The sequence below is a fragment of the Microvirga terrae genome, assembly GCF_013307435.2.
GTDB lineage: Bacteria > Pseudomonadota > Alphaproteobacteria > Rhizobiales > Beijerinckiaceae > Microvirga > Microvirga terrae.
Genome location: NZ_CP102845.1, coordinates 70,353 through 84,323, shown reverse-complemented (window position 1 = coordinate 84,323; position 13,971 = coordinate 70,353). Strand labels below are relative to the sequence as shown.

Genomic DNA, 13,971 nt, shown 5'->3' with positions numbered 1-13,971 from the left:
CCTCAATCGAGAGTCTGGCGGAAGCGCGCCACCGCCACGCCCATGGCGAACAGGGTGAAGACCGCGAGGGCCAGCACGTCGGTCTGCAGATCCGTGAAGGTCGCGCCCTTGAGCATGATCCCGCGCACGATGCGCAGGTAATGGGTCAGCGGCAGGATCTCGCCGACCGCCTGAGCCCAGCCGGGCATGCCCTTGAACGGGAACATGAAGCCGGACAGGAGGATGTTCGGCAGGAAGAAGAAGAACGACATCTGCATCGCCTGGAGCTGGTTCTGGGCGATGGTCGAGAACGTGTAGCCGATCGAGAGATTGGCCAGGATGAAGAGCAGCGTCAGGCCGACGAGGAGCCACAGGCTGCCGATCACCGGGATGTCGAACAGGAGCCTCGCGGCGACCAGGATGATCGTCATCTGCACGCCGCCGACCAGCAGATAGGGGGCGATCTTGCCGAGCATGATCTCGACCGGGCGGATCGGCATGGCGAGCAGGCTCTCCATGGTGCCGCGCTCGATCTCGCGGGTCACCGAGAGCGCCGTGAAGATCAGCATGGTGAGGGTCAGAATCAGCCCCATGAGGCCCGGCACGATGTTGAGGCGCGTCTCGCCCGCCGGGTTGTAGCGCTGGTGCACGCGCAGCTCGTAGGGCAGCGGCCGCGGCGCGAGGCTGGCTGCGGGCCCAGTGAGCTCGCGGGAGAACACCTGGGACGAGAGCCCCTGCAGGGCCGCGATGGCGCTGCCGGTCGCCGTCGGGTCGGCGGCATCCGCCACGACGAGAAGCGCGGGCCGCTCGCCGCGCATGAGATCGCGCCCGAAATGCGCCGGGATCTGCACGCCGAACAGGACCTTGCCGGACAGGATCAGGCGGTCGAGATCCTCCTCGGTCGCGGCCGCGACGGAGATGTCGAAATAATTGGTCGCGCGCATCGCCGCGACGAACGACCGGGCGAAGGCGCTGTCGTCCTGCACGAGAACGGCGGTGGGCAGATGCCGGGGGCTGGTGTTGATCGCGTAGCCGAACAGGGTGAGCTGCAGGAGCGGGATCATGATCATCATGGCGAAGGTGATGCGGTCGCGCCGCAGCTGGATCAGCTCCTTGATGAAGGCGGCGCCGAAGCGCATCAGCGAGGCCTTGAAACCCCGCGTGCGCCGGTCGACGTCGCTGATCCCGGCGCTCATCCGAAATTGTCCTTCGATCGGCTCATCAGATCGATGAACACATCCTCGAGCGTCGCCTCGCCCGGCTCCCAGTGCTGCGGCCCATGCTCGCGCATCGCCCGCGTCGCCGCATCGAGCTTCCCGCCGTCGCGGCCGCTCACATGCAGGGCCATGCCGAAGGGCGCCACCATGTCGACTCCGTCGAGAATCCTGAGCCGCTCGGCGAGGCCGGCGAGATCGGGCCCGGTGACCGTGTAGGTCGCCAGATGCGCGTTCGCGATGACCTCGGCGACGGTGCCTTGCGCCAGCAATTCCCCGTACGCGATATAGGCGATCTCGTGGCAGCGTTCGGCCTCGTCCATGTAATGTGTCGAGACGAGCACCGTCATGCCCTCGTGGGCGAGCGCGTGGATCTCGTCCCAGAAATCCCGCCGCGCCTTCGGGTCGACGCCGGCGGTCGGTTCGTCGAGGAGGAGAAGCTGCGGCTCGGGCAGGATGCAGGCCCCGAGCGCAAGGCGCTGCTTCCAGCCACCGGACAACTCGCCCGCGAGCTGCTCGGCGCGGTTCTCGAGGCCGAGCCGCCGGATGGCGTCGCGTGCCGCCTGTCGCGGATCGGCCAGGTTGTAGACCCTGGCGACGAATTCGAGGTTCTCGCGGATCGACAGGTCCGCATAGAGCGAGAACTTCTGCGTCATGTAGCCCACGTGACGCTTGATCTCGGCCGATTGCGTGAGAATGTCGTAGCCCAGGCAGGTGCCGTGTCCGCTGTCGGGGGTCAGGAGCCCGCACAGCATGCGGATCGTCGTGGTCTTGCCGCTGCCGTTGGGGCCGAGAAAGCCGTAGATCAGACCCCGCCGGACCTGCATGGAGAGGTTCTTCACGACGGGTCGGCCGCCGAAGGATTTCGTGAGCCCCTCCACGTCGATGACGATCTCGGGTTCCGCCGCGACCGGAGGGGACCCCGCGACATCCGGGGTCATGATCGTGGCTCTGCGGCGGTGGGCGTGACGGTGACCGGCAGGCCGATGGGCAGGTCGGCGCCATCGAGCGGGCGCGCCTCGACACGGAACACGAGCTTCGCCCGCTCCTGCTCGCTGAAGATCACCGGCGGCGTGAACTCGGCCTCGCCGGAGATGAAGCTGACACGGGCCTCAAGCCCCTCCCGGCAGCTGTCGCAGGAGAGACCGACGATCTGCCCGAGAGCCACCGTCGCGAGCAGGGGTTCCGGCACGTAGAAGCGGATGCGCCGGTTGGCGGGCGGCAGGAGGGCGAGCACCGGCTGGCCCGCGTTCACCGTTTCACCCGCGCGGAAATAGACGTCCTGCACCTGGGCGTCGGACGGCGCCTTCACCTGGCGTTTGGCGAGTCGGGTCTCGGTCTGCATCAGGGCCGCCTCGTTCGCCTGCACGGCCGCCTCCGCGGCGGCGATCTCCGCCGAGCGTCCGGCGATCTGCCCGGCCTGGATCTGCCGCTGAACCTCGGCGAGGGCCGCCTTGTCGCGCTCGAAGGCCGTTCGCGCCTGATCGTACTGCGCCTTTGCGGCGATGCCGCGCTCGAACAGGGTCCTCTGTCGGTCGAGCTCGGCCTGCGACAGGTCGAGCTGCGCCTGCGCGCGCGCTTCCTGGGCTTCGAGAACGGCGATCTCCTCGGGGCGCTGGAGCGCGGCCCGCAGGTTGGCGAGCTGCGCACGCGCCTGCTGCAGCTTCGCATCGGCCTCGTTGCGCTGCGCGGTTTGCACCGACGCGTCGAGGCTGAAGAGAAGCCTGCCTTCGGTCACCCGGTCGCCGGAATCGACATCAAGCTCCTCGATGCGCCCGCCCTCCTCGGGAGCCATGAAGACCAGATAACCCTCCACGTAGCCCTGGAAGCGGGTTGTGCCGTCCGGCCGTGGCCAGAAGAACCACGCGGCGGTCCCCCCGGCGAGAAGCAGCGCGGCCAGAGCGACGAGCCGCGAGGTCTTCATGACAGATGCCCTTTCAGCGCTTTCATCAGCAGGGTCAGATGCGCCTCCAGCATCGCCTCGATGTCGATGGGATCGAAGCGCTGGAAGAGGCTCGTCCAGAGCAGGGCGACGAGTGCCGGCGCGATGGCCAGCTGGGGGAACCGCGCGATCTCGTCCGAGCGGAACTCGCCCCGGGCAACACCCCGGTCGGCGATGCCGCGCAGGATTCGCAGGCCTCTGACGATCACCTCCCGATGGTAGACCTCCGCCAGCTCGGGAAAGCGGCTCGCCTCCATCAGGAGGAGGCGGACGATGTCGCGGCGGCGCGTGCCGAGGATCTCCGTCCTCAGGACATGGAACAATGCCCTGAGCTGATCCTCGGCCGAGACATCGGGATCCGGGATTCTCTGCTCGATGGCCCCAACGGGGCCGCCGATGCCGGAGCGTACCAGCGCCTCGAACAGGGCCTGCTTGGAAGGCACGTAGAGATACAAGGTCCCCTTGGCGACCCCTGCTCTGGCGGCAACGTCGTCAAGGCGGGCGTCGGCGAAACCGTTCTCGAGAAACACATCCAAGGCCGCATCCAGGATCGTCTGGAGCTTGGCCTGGCGCTCGCTTTCGTTCCTGGCCGGAGCCTGCCGTTTCGTCCCTCGCCGAGCGCTCACAACATCCTCACGAATAGAATGACTGACTGGACAGTCACGATAATGGGAAAATGCCTGGATGTCGAATCATGATCCGTGCGGCGCAATCTGCGTGGCGGAGGGGAATGCAGGCCGAGCAGGCGCCGGGCAATCCCGCCGGCACCGCGCCAGAGGATCAGCGGCGCCGCTGGCCGAACAGGGTCCAGATGAACGCGACGGCCAGGATCAGCAGCAGGATGGTTCCGACCGTCGCAAAGACCGTATCGGCCCGCGAGGCGCCAGCCGGCGGGAGCATGGGGGCGCTGGAATCGTCCTCCTGGATCACGGACCGACCGGCCGCCGCCTCAAGGATCTCCGGCCGGCTTCCCTTTTCTTTGACGACAGCCGGAGCGGCATGAAGGACGGGATTGGCGGGAGGCGCGACGGGCATCGATCCTCTTCTGCATCGAGGTCCACGGACATCGTGCAAGTCAATCGTCCGGAGGCGCACATGTTTCGCGCAAACCTGCGGCGTCATGCCTGGGGACAGCCTATTTCGCCTGTGGAGGAATGATCTCGGCCCGGCACTTCCTTAAGCCTTGCCGTGTTAGGACCGAACCGGATCGTTTTTAGACGGCAAGAGGGAGGCTGATGAAGGTCGGCATCGACATGGGCGTGGCGTCTTCCGCACCGGGAGGACAATCGGCATTGCTCGATCTGGAGGAGCTTCTGGCGACGCGTCTGCTCGTCCAGGGCAATTCCGGGTCCGGCAAATCGCATCTCCTGCGCCGCCTCCTCGAGCAGAGCGCCAATCTCGTCCAGCAGGCCATCATCGATCCGGAGGGCGACTTCGTCACGCTCGCGGACAGGTTCGGCCACGTGGTGGTCGATGCCTCCCGCAGCGAGGGCGACCTGCAGCGCATCGCCGCCCGCGTGCGCCAGCACCGGGTCTCCGTGGTGCTGAGCCTGGAGGGCCTCGACGCCGAGGCGCAGATGCGCTGCGCGGCGGCCTTCCTCGGCGGCCTTTTCGATGCGGAGCGCGACTACTGGTACCCGATGCTCGTGGTGGTGGACGAGGCGCAGCTCTTCGCGCCTGCGGCCGCCGGCGACGTGTCGGACGAAGCCAGGAAGGTGTCGCTCGGGGCCATGACCAACCTCATGTGCCGCGGCCGCAAGCGCGGGCTGGCCGGCATCATCGCCACTCAGCGCCTCGCCAAGCTGGCGAAGAACGTCGCGGCGGAGGCCTCGAACTTCCTCATGGGCCGCACCTTCCTCGACATCGACATGGCCCGCGCGGCCGATCTCCTGGGCATGGAGCGCCGCCAGGCCGAGATGTTCCGTGACCTCGAGCGCGGCCATTTCGTGGCTCTCGGCCCGGCCTTGTCGCGCCGCCCCCTGCCGATCCGCATCGGTACGGTCGAGACCTCGACCCGCAGCGGCAGCTTCAAGCTCATGCCGCTCCCGGAGCAGCCCAAGGAAGAAGCCCGCGACCTCATTTTCAAGGCCGGCGAGGATGAGGTGATCGCCCGTCCGGTCATGCCCCGCCGGGCGCCTCCAGCGCCTCCGGCACCCTCCACCAACGATCTCCTGGCCCAGCTCGCCCGCACCCGGCCTGCCGCCGCGCCCGAGCCTCAGGCCCAGGAGACCGAGCAGTCCAAGGCCGAGCGCGAGGCCGCCCTCGATGCGATCCTGCGCGAGATCCTCGACGATCCGGAGGCCGCCTTCCGGTCGGTCGCCGTGCTTTACCAGGATTTCCTCGTCCGCTGCCGCATCCGCCGGGTCTCCGGCGAGCCGCTGAACCTCAACGCCTTCCGGCGCCGCCTGGCGGTCGCCCGCGCGGGCGTCGACACGGCGACGGCCGAGGGGTCCGAATGGGACAGGGCGGTCGCCTTCGCGGCGGATCTCGCCGAGGACATCCAGGGCGTCTTCCTGCTCATCGCGCGGGCCGCCATGGAGGGCTCGGCCTGCCCGCCGGACGGCGAGATCGCCCGCGCCTGCGGCAGCCGCTCGCCCGGTCGCGCCCGGCGCCTCATCGCCTATATGGAAAGCCGCAACATCGTCGTGACCCGCAACGACCCGCGGGGGCTGCGCATCATCGCGCTCCCCGACCTCGGCTGGGAGACCGGCCCGGGCGACCCGAACGCCTTCGAGGAGCCGCAGGCACCGGAGACGCGAGATCTGTTCGCGGTGGGATAGCTCTTGTCATCGCCGATGCCGATGAGCCGCAGACGTCTCACCCGTTCATGGCCTCAGGGGTCCAAGGGCGCCTGAATCAAGTCCGTGCGCTGCTCAGGCATCCAGCCCAGCTGACCGGCGACGTGCGCGTAGAGTTGGGTTGCGAGAAAGCGGTTCTTGACGGCCACAACAAGATCGCGCCGTCCCGAGTATCTCCAGAGGGGCTCATCCGCTCCAGCAGCCGGCGTCAGGACCTCGGTGTCATGGGACACGAGGCCGTGATGTCTGTTCAGCTCGAAGTTGATGCGATACTCGTCGAAGCCTTTTCGTCCGCTCGTCTGGACCTTCACCCGGGCCACGACCAGGATATCGCAGCGCCCTCGCAACGGCTCGGCCGACAGCTTGAGGGTATCCCACAGAATGACTGAGCTCGGTGCAAGCTCCACCATGGCGGTTCTCCAGCGCCAAGAATACAGCCACAGCGGCTTCTTGGAAACGACTTCATGATCCGATCGCCGAGACGGCTGCCACCGCCTGACGGATCGATCACGGGATACCGCTCATCCGGCCTTCAACAAGACCGGTGGTCGAGTGTCTCGGCCGCCGGACAGGTCATCAACTTCGCGCGATTGTCACCTCAGGGACAAAGAGTGTTGCATCATTTCGCTCCTCGCTCGGCTGATTCGGGTCGGAGACCATGAGACGCGACGATGTTCCGCTACTTTGAGACCCGGATCGACTTCACTAAAAGGCCCCCGGAGGAATCGCCTCCGGACAATCTCTGGGGCTTCTACTGGCATTTCATCGCACAGGCGAAGGGGCTGTTCATCGCGCTGTTCGCGCTGGGGTTCGTGCTGGCCGTCGTCGAAGCGCTGATCCCCTGGCTCATCGGCCGTCTGGTCAATGCCCTCTCGCACACATCGCCAGAGGGCATCTTCCGTGAGGCCGGGCCGCTGCTGGTTGCCATGGGGGCCATCATCCTCGTGGTGCGTCCGCTCGGGACGATCCTGTTCCGGCTGCTCGTCAACCACTCGCTGGCGGTCTCCTTCACCACCATGGTGCACTGGCAGAACTACTGGCATGTGGTGCGCCAGCCCTTAGGGTTCTTCCAGGAGGATTTCGCGGGCCGCATCGCCAACCGGGTGCTGCAGACCGGGCGCCCCCTGCGCGAGACCGTTCTGTCCGTCGCCCGGGCCGTCTGGCAGATCCTGATCTTCGGGGCCGCCTCCATCGGGCTCCTCGCCACGCAGGACTGGCGCCTCGCCCTGCCGATGACCGGATGGTTCCTCCTCTACACGACCCTGCTCGCCGTGTCGCTGCCGCGGATCCAGAAGCGCTCCCGCGCGTCGAGCGAAGCGCGCTCGGCCGTCACCGGCAAGGTAGTGGACAGCTTCACCAACATCATGACGGTGAAGCTGTTCGGGCGCCGCAAGGACGAGGACGACTACATCAGCGAGGGCTACAGGCGGCTCAACGACTCCTTCATGAGCCAGCAGCGCATCAACACCCTCTACGTGGCCGGGCTCACCGTGCTGAACGCGGTCTTCCTGGTCTCGACCGGCGCCGTGGCCGTGTGGCTCTTCAGCGGCAGCCGCATCGACGCGGGCACCATGACCACGGCCCTGCTGCTCTCCACCCAGATCGTCTCCATGTCCGGCTGGGTCGCCTTCGAGGTCATGGGCATCTTCGAGAATGTCGGCACGGTGCAGGAGGGCATGAAGACGATCTCGCGCCCGCTCACCATGCAGGACAGGCCCGCCGCCAGACCCCTGGTGGTGACCCGCGGCGAGATCCGCTTCGATCACGTGAGCTTTTCCTACGGCGACGGCGACAAGGTGATCGATCGGTTGCGGCTCACGATCCGTCCCGGCGAGAAGATCGGGCTCGTCGGGCGCTCAGGCGTCGGCAAGACGACGCTGGTCAACCTGCTCCTGCGCTTCTTCGAACCGCAGGAGGGACGCATCCTGATCGATGCCCAGGACATCGCCGACATCCAGGAGGAAAGCCTGCGCGGCCAAATCTCGGTGGTCACGCAGGACACGTCCCTGCTTCATCGCTCCATCCGGGAGAACATTCTCTACGGGCGGCCTCAAGCCAGCGACGAGGCCATGCATGAAGCGGCCCGTCAGGCCCATGCGGTCGAGTTCATCGAGCGTCTCGTCGATGGGCGCGGCCGGCGCGGCTTCGACGCGCATGTGGGCGAGCGCGGCGTCAAGCTATCCGGCGGCCAGCGCCAGCGCATCGCCATCGCCCGCGTGATCCTCAAGGACGCGCCGATCCTGATCCTGGACGAGGCGACCTCGGCCCTGGACTCGGAGGTGGAGGCGGCGATCCAGGAATCGCTGTCCACCCTCATGGAGGGCAAGACGGTGATCGCGATTGCGCACCGCCTCTCGACCCTGCAGCTGATGGATCGCCTGATCGTGATGGACGATACCCGGATCGTCGAAGAGGGGACGCACGCGGAGCTCCTGGAAAACGGCGGCCTCTATGCGGGCCTCTGGTCGCGCCAGTCCGGCGGATTCCTCGCGCCGCGGCGGGGCGTGCCGGACGAGGCGGTCTGAACCAGGTGACCGCACCCCATCTCCGACAGGGACGAGCCTCCGCGTCCCGCGCCTCGACCGATCGTCGGGACACATGCGGATTTGTCCCTCCTGCAATGCGGAGCCCCGCTCTTTCGCCTCGGGGCGATCGACAATAGTGTTTGCCCACTCCTCATCGATGAGACATCATAACGTTATGCACAACGACCGACTGAGCCTCGAGGCGATCGCCCGTCACGTCGACGCCAAGGCCGAAGACTACTGCGATCTGAGCGACCGCATCTGGGCCGCCCCCGAACTCGCTTTCGAGGAGCACCGCGCCGTCCGTGAGCAGATCGCCCTACTGGAGCGCGAGGGTTTCCGCATCACGACGAATGTCGGCGGCATGGCGACCGCCTTCATGGCCGAATTCGGAAACGGCGGACCGGTCGTCGGGATCCTGGGCGAGTTCGATGCCCTGCCGGATCTCGCGCAGGAATCCGGGCGCGTCGACCATGCCCCGACGGCGGCCGGGATGCCGGGCCATGGCTGCGGCCACAACCTGCTGGGGGCTGGTTCCGCGCTCGCTGCGGTCGCTCTCAAGGATGCGCTTCACGCGGAAGGAATCGCCGGGACCGTGCGCTATTACGGCTGTCCCGCGGAGGAGAGCGGCTCCGGCAAAACCTTCATGGCCCGCGCGGGCCTGTTCGACGATCTCGACGCCGCCTTCTGCTGGCACCCGAGCGTGGTGAACGAGGTGCAGACCGCATCGTCGCTCGCCTGCATCCAGGCCTATTTCCGCTTCAGGGGCCGCGCCGCGCACGCGGCCGCTGCACCCCATGTGGGCCGGTCGGCGCTCGACGCGGTCGAGCTGATGAACGTGGGCGTGAACTACATGCGCGAGCACATGCCGTCCGACGCCCGCGTGCATTACGCCACCACCAACACGGGCGGCAACGCGCCGAACGTGGTGCAGGCCTTCGCGGAAACGCTCTACCTCGTGCGCTCGCCCCATCTTCCCGATACCGAGCGGCTGTTCGAGCGCGTGAAGAAGATCGCGGAAGGCGCCTCCCTGATGACGGAAACCTCCGTTTCGGTGCAGATCACGGACGCCACCTCGAATGTCGTGCCCAACAAGGCGCTACAGGGGGCCATGTACGAGAACATGCGCCGCCTCGGGCCACCCGGCTTCGACGAGGCCGACTTCGCGTTCGCCGAGAGACTCCAGAAGGAGGCGCTCACGGACGAGGACATCCTGGCGAGCGTCAAGCCGCACGATCTCTCGCTCAGGACCAAGATCCTGCACGACGGCGTGCTCGCCATGCCGGTTCGCGAAGACGTCATGATGGGCACGACCGACGTGGGCGACGTGAGCTGGATCGTCCCGACGGTTCAATGCCATACAGCCTGCTTTGCCATCGGCACCCCGTTCCACACATGGCAGCTCGTCACCCAGGGCAACCTCCCGGCAGCCCACAAGGGCATGGTGCTGGCCGCCAAGGCCATGGCGGCCACGGCGGCGGACTGCCTGCGCAATCCGGACCTCGTTCTTCGCGCCAAGGCGGAGCTGAAGGAGCGCACCGGCGGCCGGGATTATCGCTGTCCGATCCCGGAGGACGTCACTCCGGACGATCTGCGGGCGAAGGCCGCCTGACGGACCGATATCGTCAATTGTGCAAACACCCCGGCCGTCCGCCGGGGTGTTCTTGCATTCCGGCAAGAAAGCCTTGGCGTCCCGCGGGGTCGCAAGGCCATCACCGCAGGTCTATCTTCATCGCAACTTCGATGGAGAAACCACCATGCAACTGACGGGAATTCACCATTTGACGGCCGTCACCGCGGACGCGCCCCGCAACCACGCCTTCTATACGCAGGCTCTGGGAATGCGCCTCGTGAAGAAGACGGTGAACCAGGACGACGTGAGCGCCTATCATCTGTTCTACGCAGACGGAAAGGCCTCGCCCGGCACGGACATCACGTTCTTCGACTGGCCCGTCGAGCGCGAGCGGCGCGGCACGCACAGCATCTCGCAGACCGCCCTGCGCGTGAACGGCGAGAAGGCGCTGCAATGGTGGCAGGATCGCTTCAAGAGCCTCGACATCCGCAGCGAGGCGATTGCGGAGCGTGACGGACGGCTCACCGTCGATTTCGAAGATTTCGAAGGTCAGCGCCTCAGCCTCGTCGACGACGGCGGGCAGGGCGAGGTCCATCCCTGGGAGCAGAGCCCGGTGCCGGTCGAGTATCAGATCCGCGGCCTCGGCCCCATCCGAATCAGCGTGCCGAAGCTCGACCGGACAGCCCGCGTGCTGACCGAGGCCATGGACATGCGCGTTGCGCGCGAATACCGGGTCGGCGACACCCCGGTCCACGTGTTCGAGATGGGCCAGGGCGGTCCGGCCGCGGAGCTGCACGTTGCGGTGGAGCCCGGTCTGTCCCCGGCCCGCCCGGGAGCGGGAGGCGTGCATCACGTGGCCTTCAGGACGCCCAACGAGCAGACCTATCAGGAATGCTGGGAGCGGCTGCAATCCCTCAGGGCGCCCTCCAGCGGTCCGGTCGATCGCTATTACTTCCGGAGCCTCTACTTCCGGGAGCCGAACGGGATCCTGTTCGAGATCGCCACGGACGGACCGGGCTTCGCCACGGACGAGCCCATGGACAAGCTCGGCGAGAGCTTGGCCCTGCCGCCCTTCCTGGAGCCGCGCCGGGCGCAGATCGAGGCCGGCCTGAAGCCGCTCTAGGCGGACGCTGCTCTCACGACGAAAAGGACTGCTGTCCTGACGCCGCCTCGCACGCCGTGCGGGGCGGTTTTTCTTTGTCGGCACAGTCGAGCATTTCACACCGATACGTTCAGATAACCATTACAAAATAACACCGGCGCATTCGCCGCTTTTACTTCCGAGGTCGAGTTGTGTAACACTTCGATCAATTTTATGTGTTTCTATCGCTTACATTAATTTCCGTAGGGGATCTGCATGCTTGGCGCCAAGATGAGAACGGGCCTGCTGGGGACGCTCATTGCGTTCCTAGGAATAATCGGCGCGGCGTATGCCGCATCGCTCGCGGTCCCCAAGGAGCGGCCGATCCTCACGATCACGGGCAAGATCGGCGTCACCAACAAGGACAACACGGCGCAGTTCGACCGGGCCATGCTGGAATCCCTCGGCCTCGTCACCATCGAGACGACGACGCCCTGGTACGACGGCAAGGTCAAGTTCGAAGGCGTGTCGCTCGACAAGCTGATGAAGCAGGTCGAGGCCAAGGGCGAGCGCGTCTCGGTTATCGCGCTCAATGATTACGCCACCGAGATCCCGATGGCGGATTTCGCCAAATTCAACGTCATCCTCGCTCTCAAGCGGGACGGAGAGTACATGCCCGTGCGCGACAAAGGTCCGCTCTTCATCGTCTATCCGTACGACAGCAATCCCGAGCTCAAGACTCAGACCTACTACGCCCGCTCGGCTTGGCAGGTCGCCAAGATCGAAGTGAAGTAGCGCCCGTCGGCAGGCCTCGGAGGCCCCAGCACTTGTCCCTGCGCACCTTCAAAACGGTCATTGCGATCGTCATCGGCGGCTTTCTGATTGCCGGCATCTACATCTCGGTGCTGGTGGTTCAGCGCCAGGGTGCATTGCAGCAGATCTCCGTCTACAACCCGGCCTGGGAAGCCGGGCAAGCCGCCTCCGAGTTCATCCGTCTCGAGCAACGCCTGGCCGAGTTCGGAGGGCCGGGAAGCGATGTCGACAAGGATGAGGTCGACCTGCGCTATGACATCCTGCTTGGCAGGGCTCGGATCTTGAACGAGGGGAGCTTCCAGGATCTTCTTCAGCGAAATCCCGAGCATCACGCCACCCTCCGCGAGTTCCAGGAGAGGCTCGCCGCCGCCCAGCCCTTGATCGCTCAAATCGAGCAGGATCCAACGGCAGCCAAACACGCGCTCGACCTTCTGCGCCCCCTGGAAGGCAGGCTTTCGCAGCTTGCATCCGTGGCCCATAACCACGGAGCCGCACTGGTCCAGAAGGATCAGCAGGAACTGATCCGGCTGCATTGGGCCTTCTCCGGCATCGCGGCAAGCCTGATTCTCGTCGGCGTCGTCCTGATCTTCCTGCTCGACAAGCACAACCGGCTGCTGGGTCGGGCTCATGAGGAGCTGCACGTCCTGGCGCACCAGGATTCGCTCACGGGTCTGCCCAACCGCGTGGTGCTCCGCAACGAGCTCGAGCACGCCCTCGTGCGCCTGAAGGCGAATGGGCGCACAGTCTCCGTTTCCTATCTCGATCTGGACCATTTCAAGGACGTGAACGACTCCTTCGGACATGAAACCGGCGACGATCTTCTCAAGGCCGTGGCCGATCGCCTTCGCGCCTGCATTCCGGCCAGCGAAGGCCATGTGCGAAATCTGATCTCCCGGTTCGGCGGCGACGAGTTCGCCATCCTCCAGACGGGAATCCGCCGGTCAGAGGAGAGCGCCGCCCTCGCGGCGCGCATCGTCGAGGCTCTGCGCGCGCCCTTCCGGGTAAACGGCCAGGAACTGTTCATCGGCACCAGCATCGGCATTGCGCTGGCGCAGAAGAACATGACGCCGAGCCAGATTCTGAAGCACGCGGACATGGCGCTCTACCACGCCAAGGCCGATGGCCGGGGTACGTTCCGCTTTTTCGAGCCGGACATGGACGAGCAGCTTCAGGCCCGCCGCGCCCTGGAAGTCGATCTGCGCAAGGCCATCGGCAATGGCGAGTTCGAGCTGTTCTACCAGCCGCAGATCAACATCCAGAAGAACGAGATCGGCGGCTTCGAAGCGCTCCTGCGCTGGCACCATCCGGAGCGCGGTCTCGTTCCGCCGGCGGAGTTCATCCCGGTGATCGAGGAGACCGGCCTCATCCTGCCCCTCGGCGACTGGATCATCGAGGAAGCCTGCAAGGAAGCGGCGAGCTGGCCGGGCGACGTTCATGTCGCGGTCAATCTCTCGCCGATCCAGTTCAGGAACCGGGGACTCGTGCAGAGCGTCAGCCGGGCCCTGGCCGTGTCCGGACTGGCTCCGAATCGGCTGGAGCTGGAGATCACCGAGTCGGTGCTGCTCCAGGACAACGAGATGACTATCTCCACGCTCCATCAGCTGCGCCGGCTCGGCGTGCGCATCGCAATGGACGATTTCGGCACCGGCTACTCGTCCCTGAGCTATCTGCGCAGCTTCCCCTTCGACAAAATCAAGATCGACCAGTCCTTCGTGCGGGAGATGTCTCAGCGGGCGGACTGCCTGGCGATCGTGCAGTCCATCGCCAATCTGGGCGCAAGCCTGGGCATGCCCACCGTGGCCGAAGGGATCGAGACGGAGGATCAACTGCGGCAGATCCAAGCGGCCGGATGCACCGATGCACAAGGCTACTTCTTCGGGCGTCCGAAGCCGGCTCGGGAACTGGTTCATACGATGGCGGCGCTCAAGCACAAGGTCCAAGTCGCTTAGTCGGCAAACACCCGGCGCTCGTCGCGATGAGCGCTCGATGGCTGAAACGTATCCTCGGGTTTTATCGGCAAGGCGAAATATGCTAGGCACATTTTCC

The 13,971-nt window shown here is 66.0% G+C and carries 12 protein-coding genes; 6 read left to right on the top strand and 6 right to left on the bottom strand.

Annotated elements, in window-relative coordinates; all coding sequences use genetic code 11:
* Window positions 1-2: 2 nt before the first annotated feature.
* From HPT29_RS00385 to HPT29_RS00365, 5 genes are all read right to left on the bottom strand, one after another.
* Window positions 3-1,175: an ABC transporter permease gene (locus tag HPT29_RS00385; protein ID WP_173945981.1), complete on the bottom strand. Its 1,173-nt coding sequence runs from the start codon at window positions 1,173-1,175 to the stop codon at window positions 3-5.
* A complete protein-coding gene (locus tag HPT29_RS00380; RefSeq protein ID WP_173945982.1) occupies window positions 1,172-2,134 on the bottom strand; it encodes an ABC transporter ATP-binding protein in 963 nt (320 codons plus the stop codon). The genes HPT29_RS00385 and HPT29_RS00380 overlap by 4 nt, the downstream gene beginning before the upstream one ends.
* Entirely contained in the window at window positions 2,131-3,117 is a 987-nt protein-coding gene (locus HPT29_RS00375; RefSeq protein ID WP_173945983.1) for an HlyD family secretion protein, read from the bottom strand. The genes HPT29_RS00380 and HPT29_RS00375 overlap by 4 nt, the downstream gene beginning before the upstream one ends.
* Window positions 3,114-3,761, bottom strand: a complete 648-nt coding sequence (locus HPT29_RS00370; RefSeq protein ID WP_173945984.1) for a TetR/AcrR family transcriptional regulator — start codon at window positions 3,759-3,761, stop codon at window positions 3,114-3,116. The genes HPT29_RS00375 and HPT29_RS00370 overlap by 4 nt, the downstream gene beginning before the upstream one ends.
* A gap of 154 nt (window positions 3,762-3,915) precedes the next feature.
* Entirely contained in the window at window positions 3,916-4,170 is a 255-nt protein-coding gene (locus tag HPT29_RS00365) for a hypothetical protein (RefSeq protein ID WP_173945985.1), read from the bottom strand.
* Between the two features lie 200 nt (window positions 4,171-4,370).
* On the opposite strand from HPT29_RS00365, the gene HPT29_RS00360 reads away from it, so the two are divergent.
* Entirely contained in the window at window positions 4,371-5,915 is a 1,545-nt protein-coding gene (locus HPT29_RS00360; protein ID WP_173945986.1) for a helicase HerA domain-containing protein, read from the top strand.
* A gap of 53 nt (window positions 5,916-5,968) precedes the next feature.
* Here HPT29_RS00360 and HPT29_RS00355 read toward each other — a convergent pair whose 3' ends face one another.
* Window positions 5,969-6,343: a hypothetical protein gene (locus HPT29_RS00355; RefSeq protein ID WP_173945987.1), complete on the bottom strand. Its 375-nt coding sequence runs from the start codon at window positions 6,341-6,343 to the stop codon at window positions 5,969-5,971.
* 261 nt (window positions 6,344-6,604) lie between these two features.
* On the opposite strand from HPT29_RS00355, the gene HPT29_RS00350 reads away from it, so the two are divergent.
* The 5 genes from HPT29_RS00350 to HPT29_RS00330 all read left to right on the top strand — a co-directional run bounded on the left by HPT29_RS00350 (window position 6,605) and on the right by HPT29_RS00330 (window position 13,874).
* On the top strand, window positions 6,605-8,458 hold the full coding sequence (locus HPT29_RS00350) for an ABC transporter ATP-binding protein (protein ID WP_173945988.1): 1,854 nt from the start codon (window positions 6,605-6,607) through the stop codon (window positions 8,456-8,458).
* Between the two features lie 175 nt (window positions 8,459-8,633).
* Window positions 8,634-10,070: a M20 family metallopeptidase gene (locus HPT29_RS00345; protein ID WP_173945989.1), complete on the top strand. Its 1,437-nt coding sequence runs from the start codon at window positions 8,634-8,636 to the stop codon at window positions 10,068-10,070.
* 145 nt (window positions 10,071-10,215) lie between these two features.
* Entirely contained in the window at window positions 10,216-11,154 is a 939-nt protein-coding gene (locus tag HPT29_RS00340) for a ring-cleaving dioxygenase (RefSeq protein WP_173945990.1), read from the top strand.
* Window positions 11,155-11,403: 249 nt separating this feature from the next.
* Window positions 11,404-11,907: a putative pterin-binding protein gene (locus tag HPT29_RS00335; protein ID WP_371823161.1), complete on the top strand. Its 504-nt coding sequence runs from the start codon at window positions 11,404-11,406 to the stop codon at window positions 11,905-11,907.
* 32 nt (window positions 11,908-11,939) lie between these two features.
* A complete protein-coding gene (locus tag HPT29_RS00330; RefSeq protein ID WP_173945992.1) occupies window positions 11,940-13,874 on the top strand; it encodes a putative bifunctional diguanylate cyclase/phosphodiesterase in 1,935 nt (644 codons plus the stop codon).
* Window positions 13,875-13,971 lie beyond the last annotated feature (97 nt).

Excerpts from the sequence above, each read along its gene's own strand:
- HPT29_RS00385 (WP_173945981.1), bottom strand. The coding sequence starts at position 1,175 with ATGAGCGCCGGGATCAGCGACGTCGACCGGCGCACGCGGGGTTTCAAG.
- HPT29_RS00380 (WP_173945982.1), bottom strand. The coding sequence starts at position 2,134 with ATGACCCCGGATGTCGCGGGGTCCCCTCCGGTCGCGGCGGAACCCGAG.
- HPT29_RS00375 (WP_173945983.1), bottom strand. The coding sequence starts at position 3,117 with ATGAAGACCTCGCGGCTCGTCGCTCTGGCCGCGCTGCTTCTCGCCGGG.
- HPT29_RS00365 (WP_173945985.1), bottom strand. The coding sequence starts at position 4,170 with ATGCCCGTCGCGCCTCCCGCCAATCCCGTCCTTCATGCCGCTCCGGCT.
- HPT29_RS00360 (WP_173945986.1), top strand. The coding sequence starts at position 4,371 with ATGAAGGTCGGCATCGACATGGGCGTGGCGTCTTCCGCACCGGGAGGA.
- HPT29_RS00355 (WP_173945987.1), bottom strand. The coding sequence starts at position 6,343 with ATGGTGGAGCTTGCACCGAGCTCAGTCATTCTGTGGGATACCCTCAAG.
- HPT29_RS00350 (WP_173945988.1), top strand. The coding sequence starts at position 6,605 with ATGTTCCGCTACTTTGAGACCCGGATCGACTTCACTAAAAGGCCCCCG.
- HPT29_RS00345 (WP_173945989.1), top strand. The coding sequence starts at position 8,634 with ATGCACAACGACCGACTGAGCCTCGAGGCGATCGCCCGTCACGTCGAC.
- HPT29_RS00340 (WP_173945990.1), top strand. The coding sequence starts at position 10,216 with ATGCAACTGACGGGAATTCACCATTTGACGGCCGTCACCGCGGACGCG.
- HPT29_RS00335 (WP_371823161.1), top strand. The coding sequence starts at position 11,404 with ATGAGAACGGGCCTGCTGGGGACGCTCATTGCGTTCCTAGGAATAATC.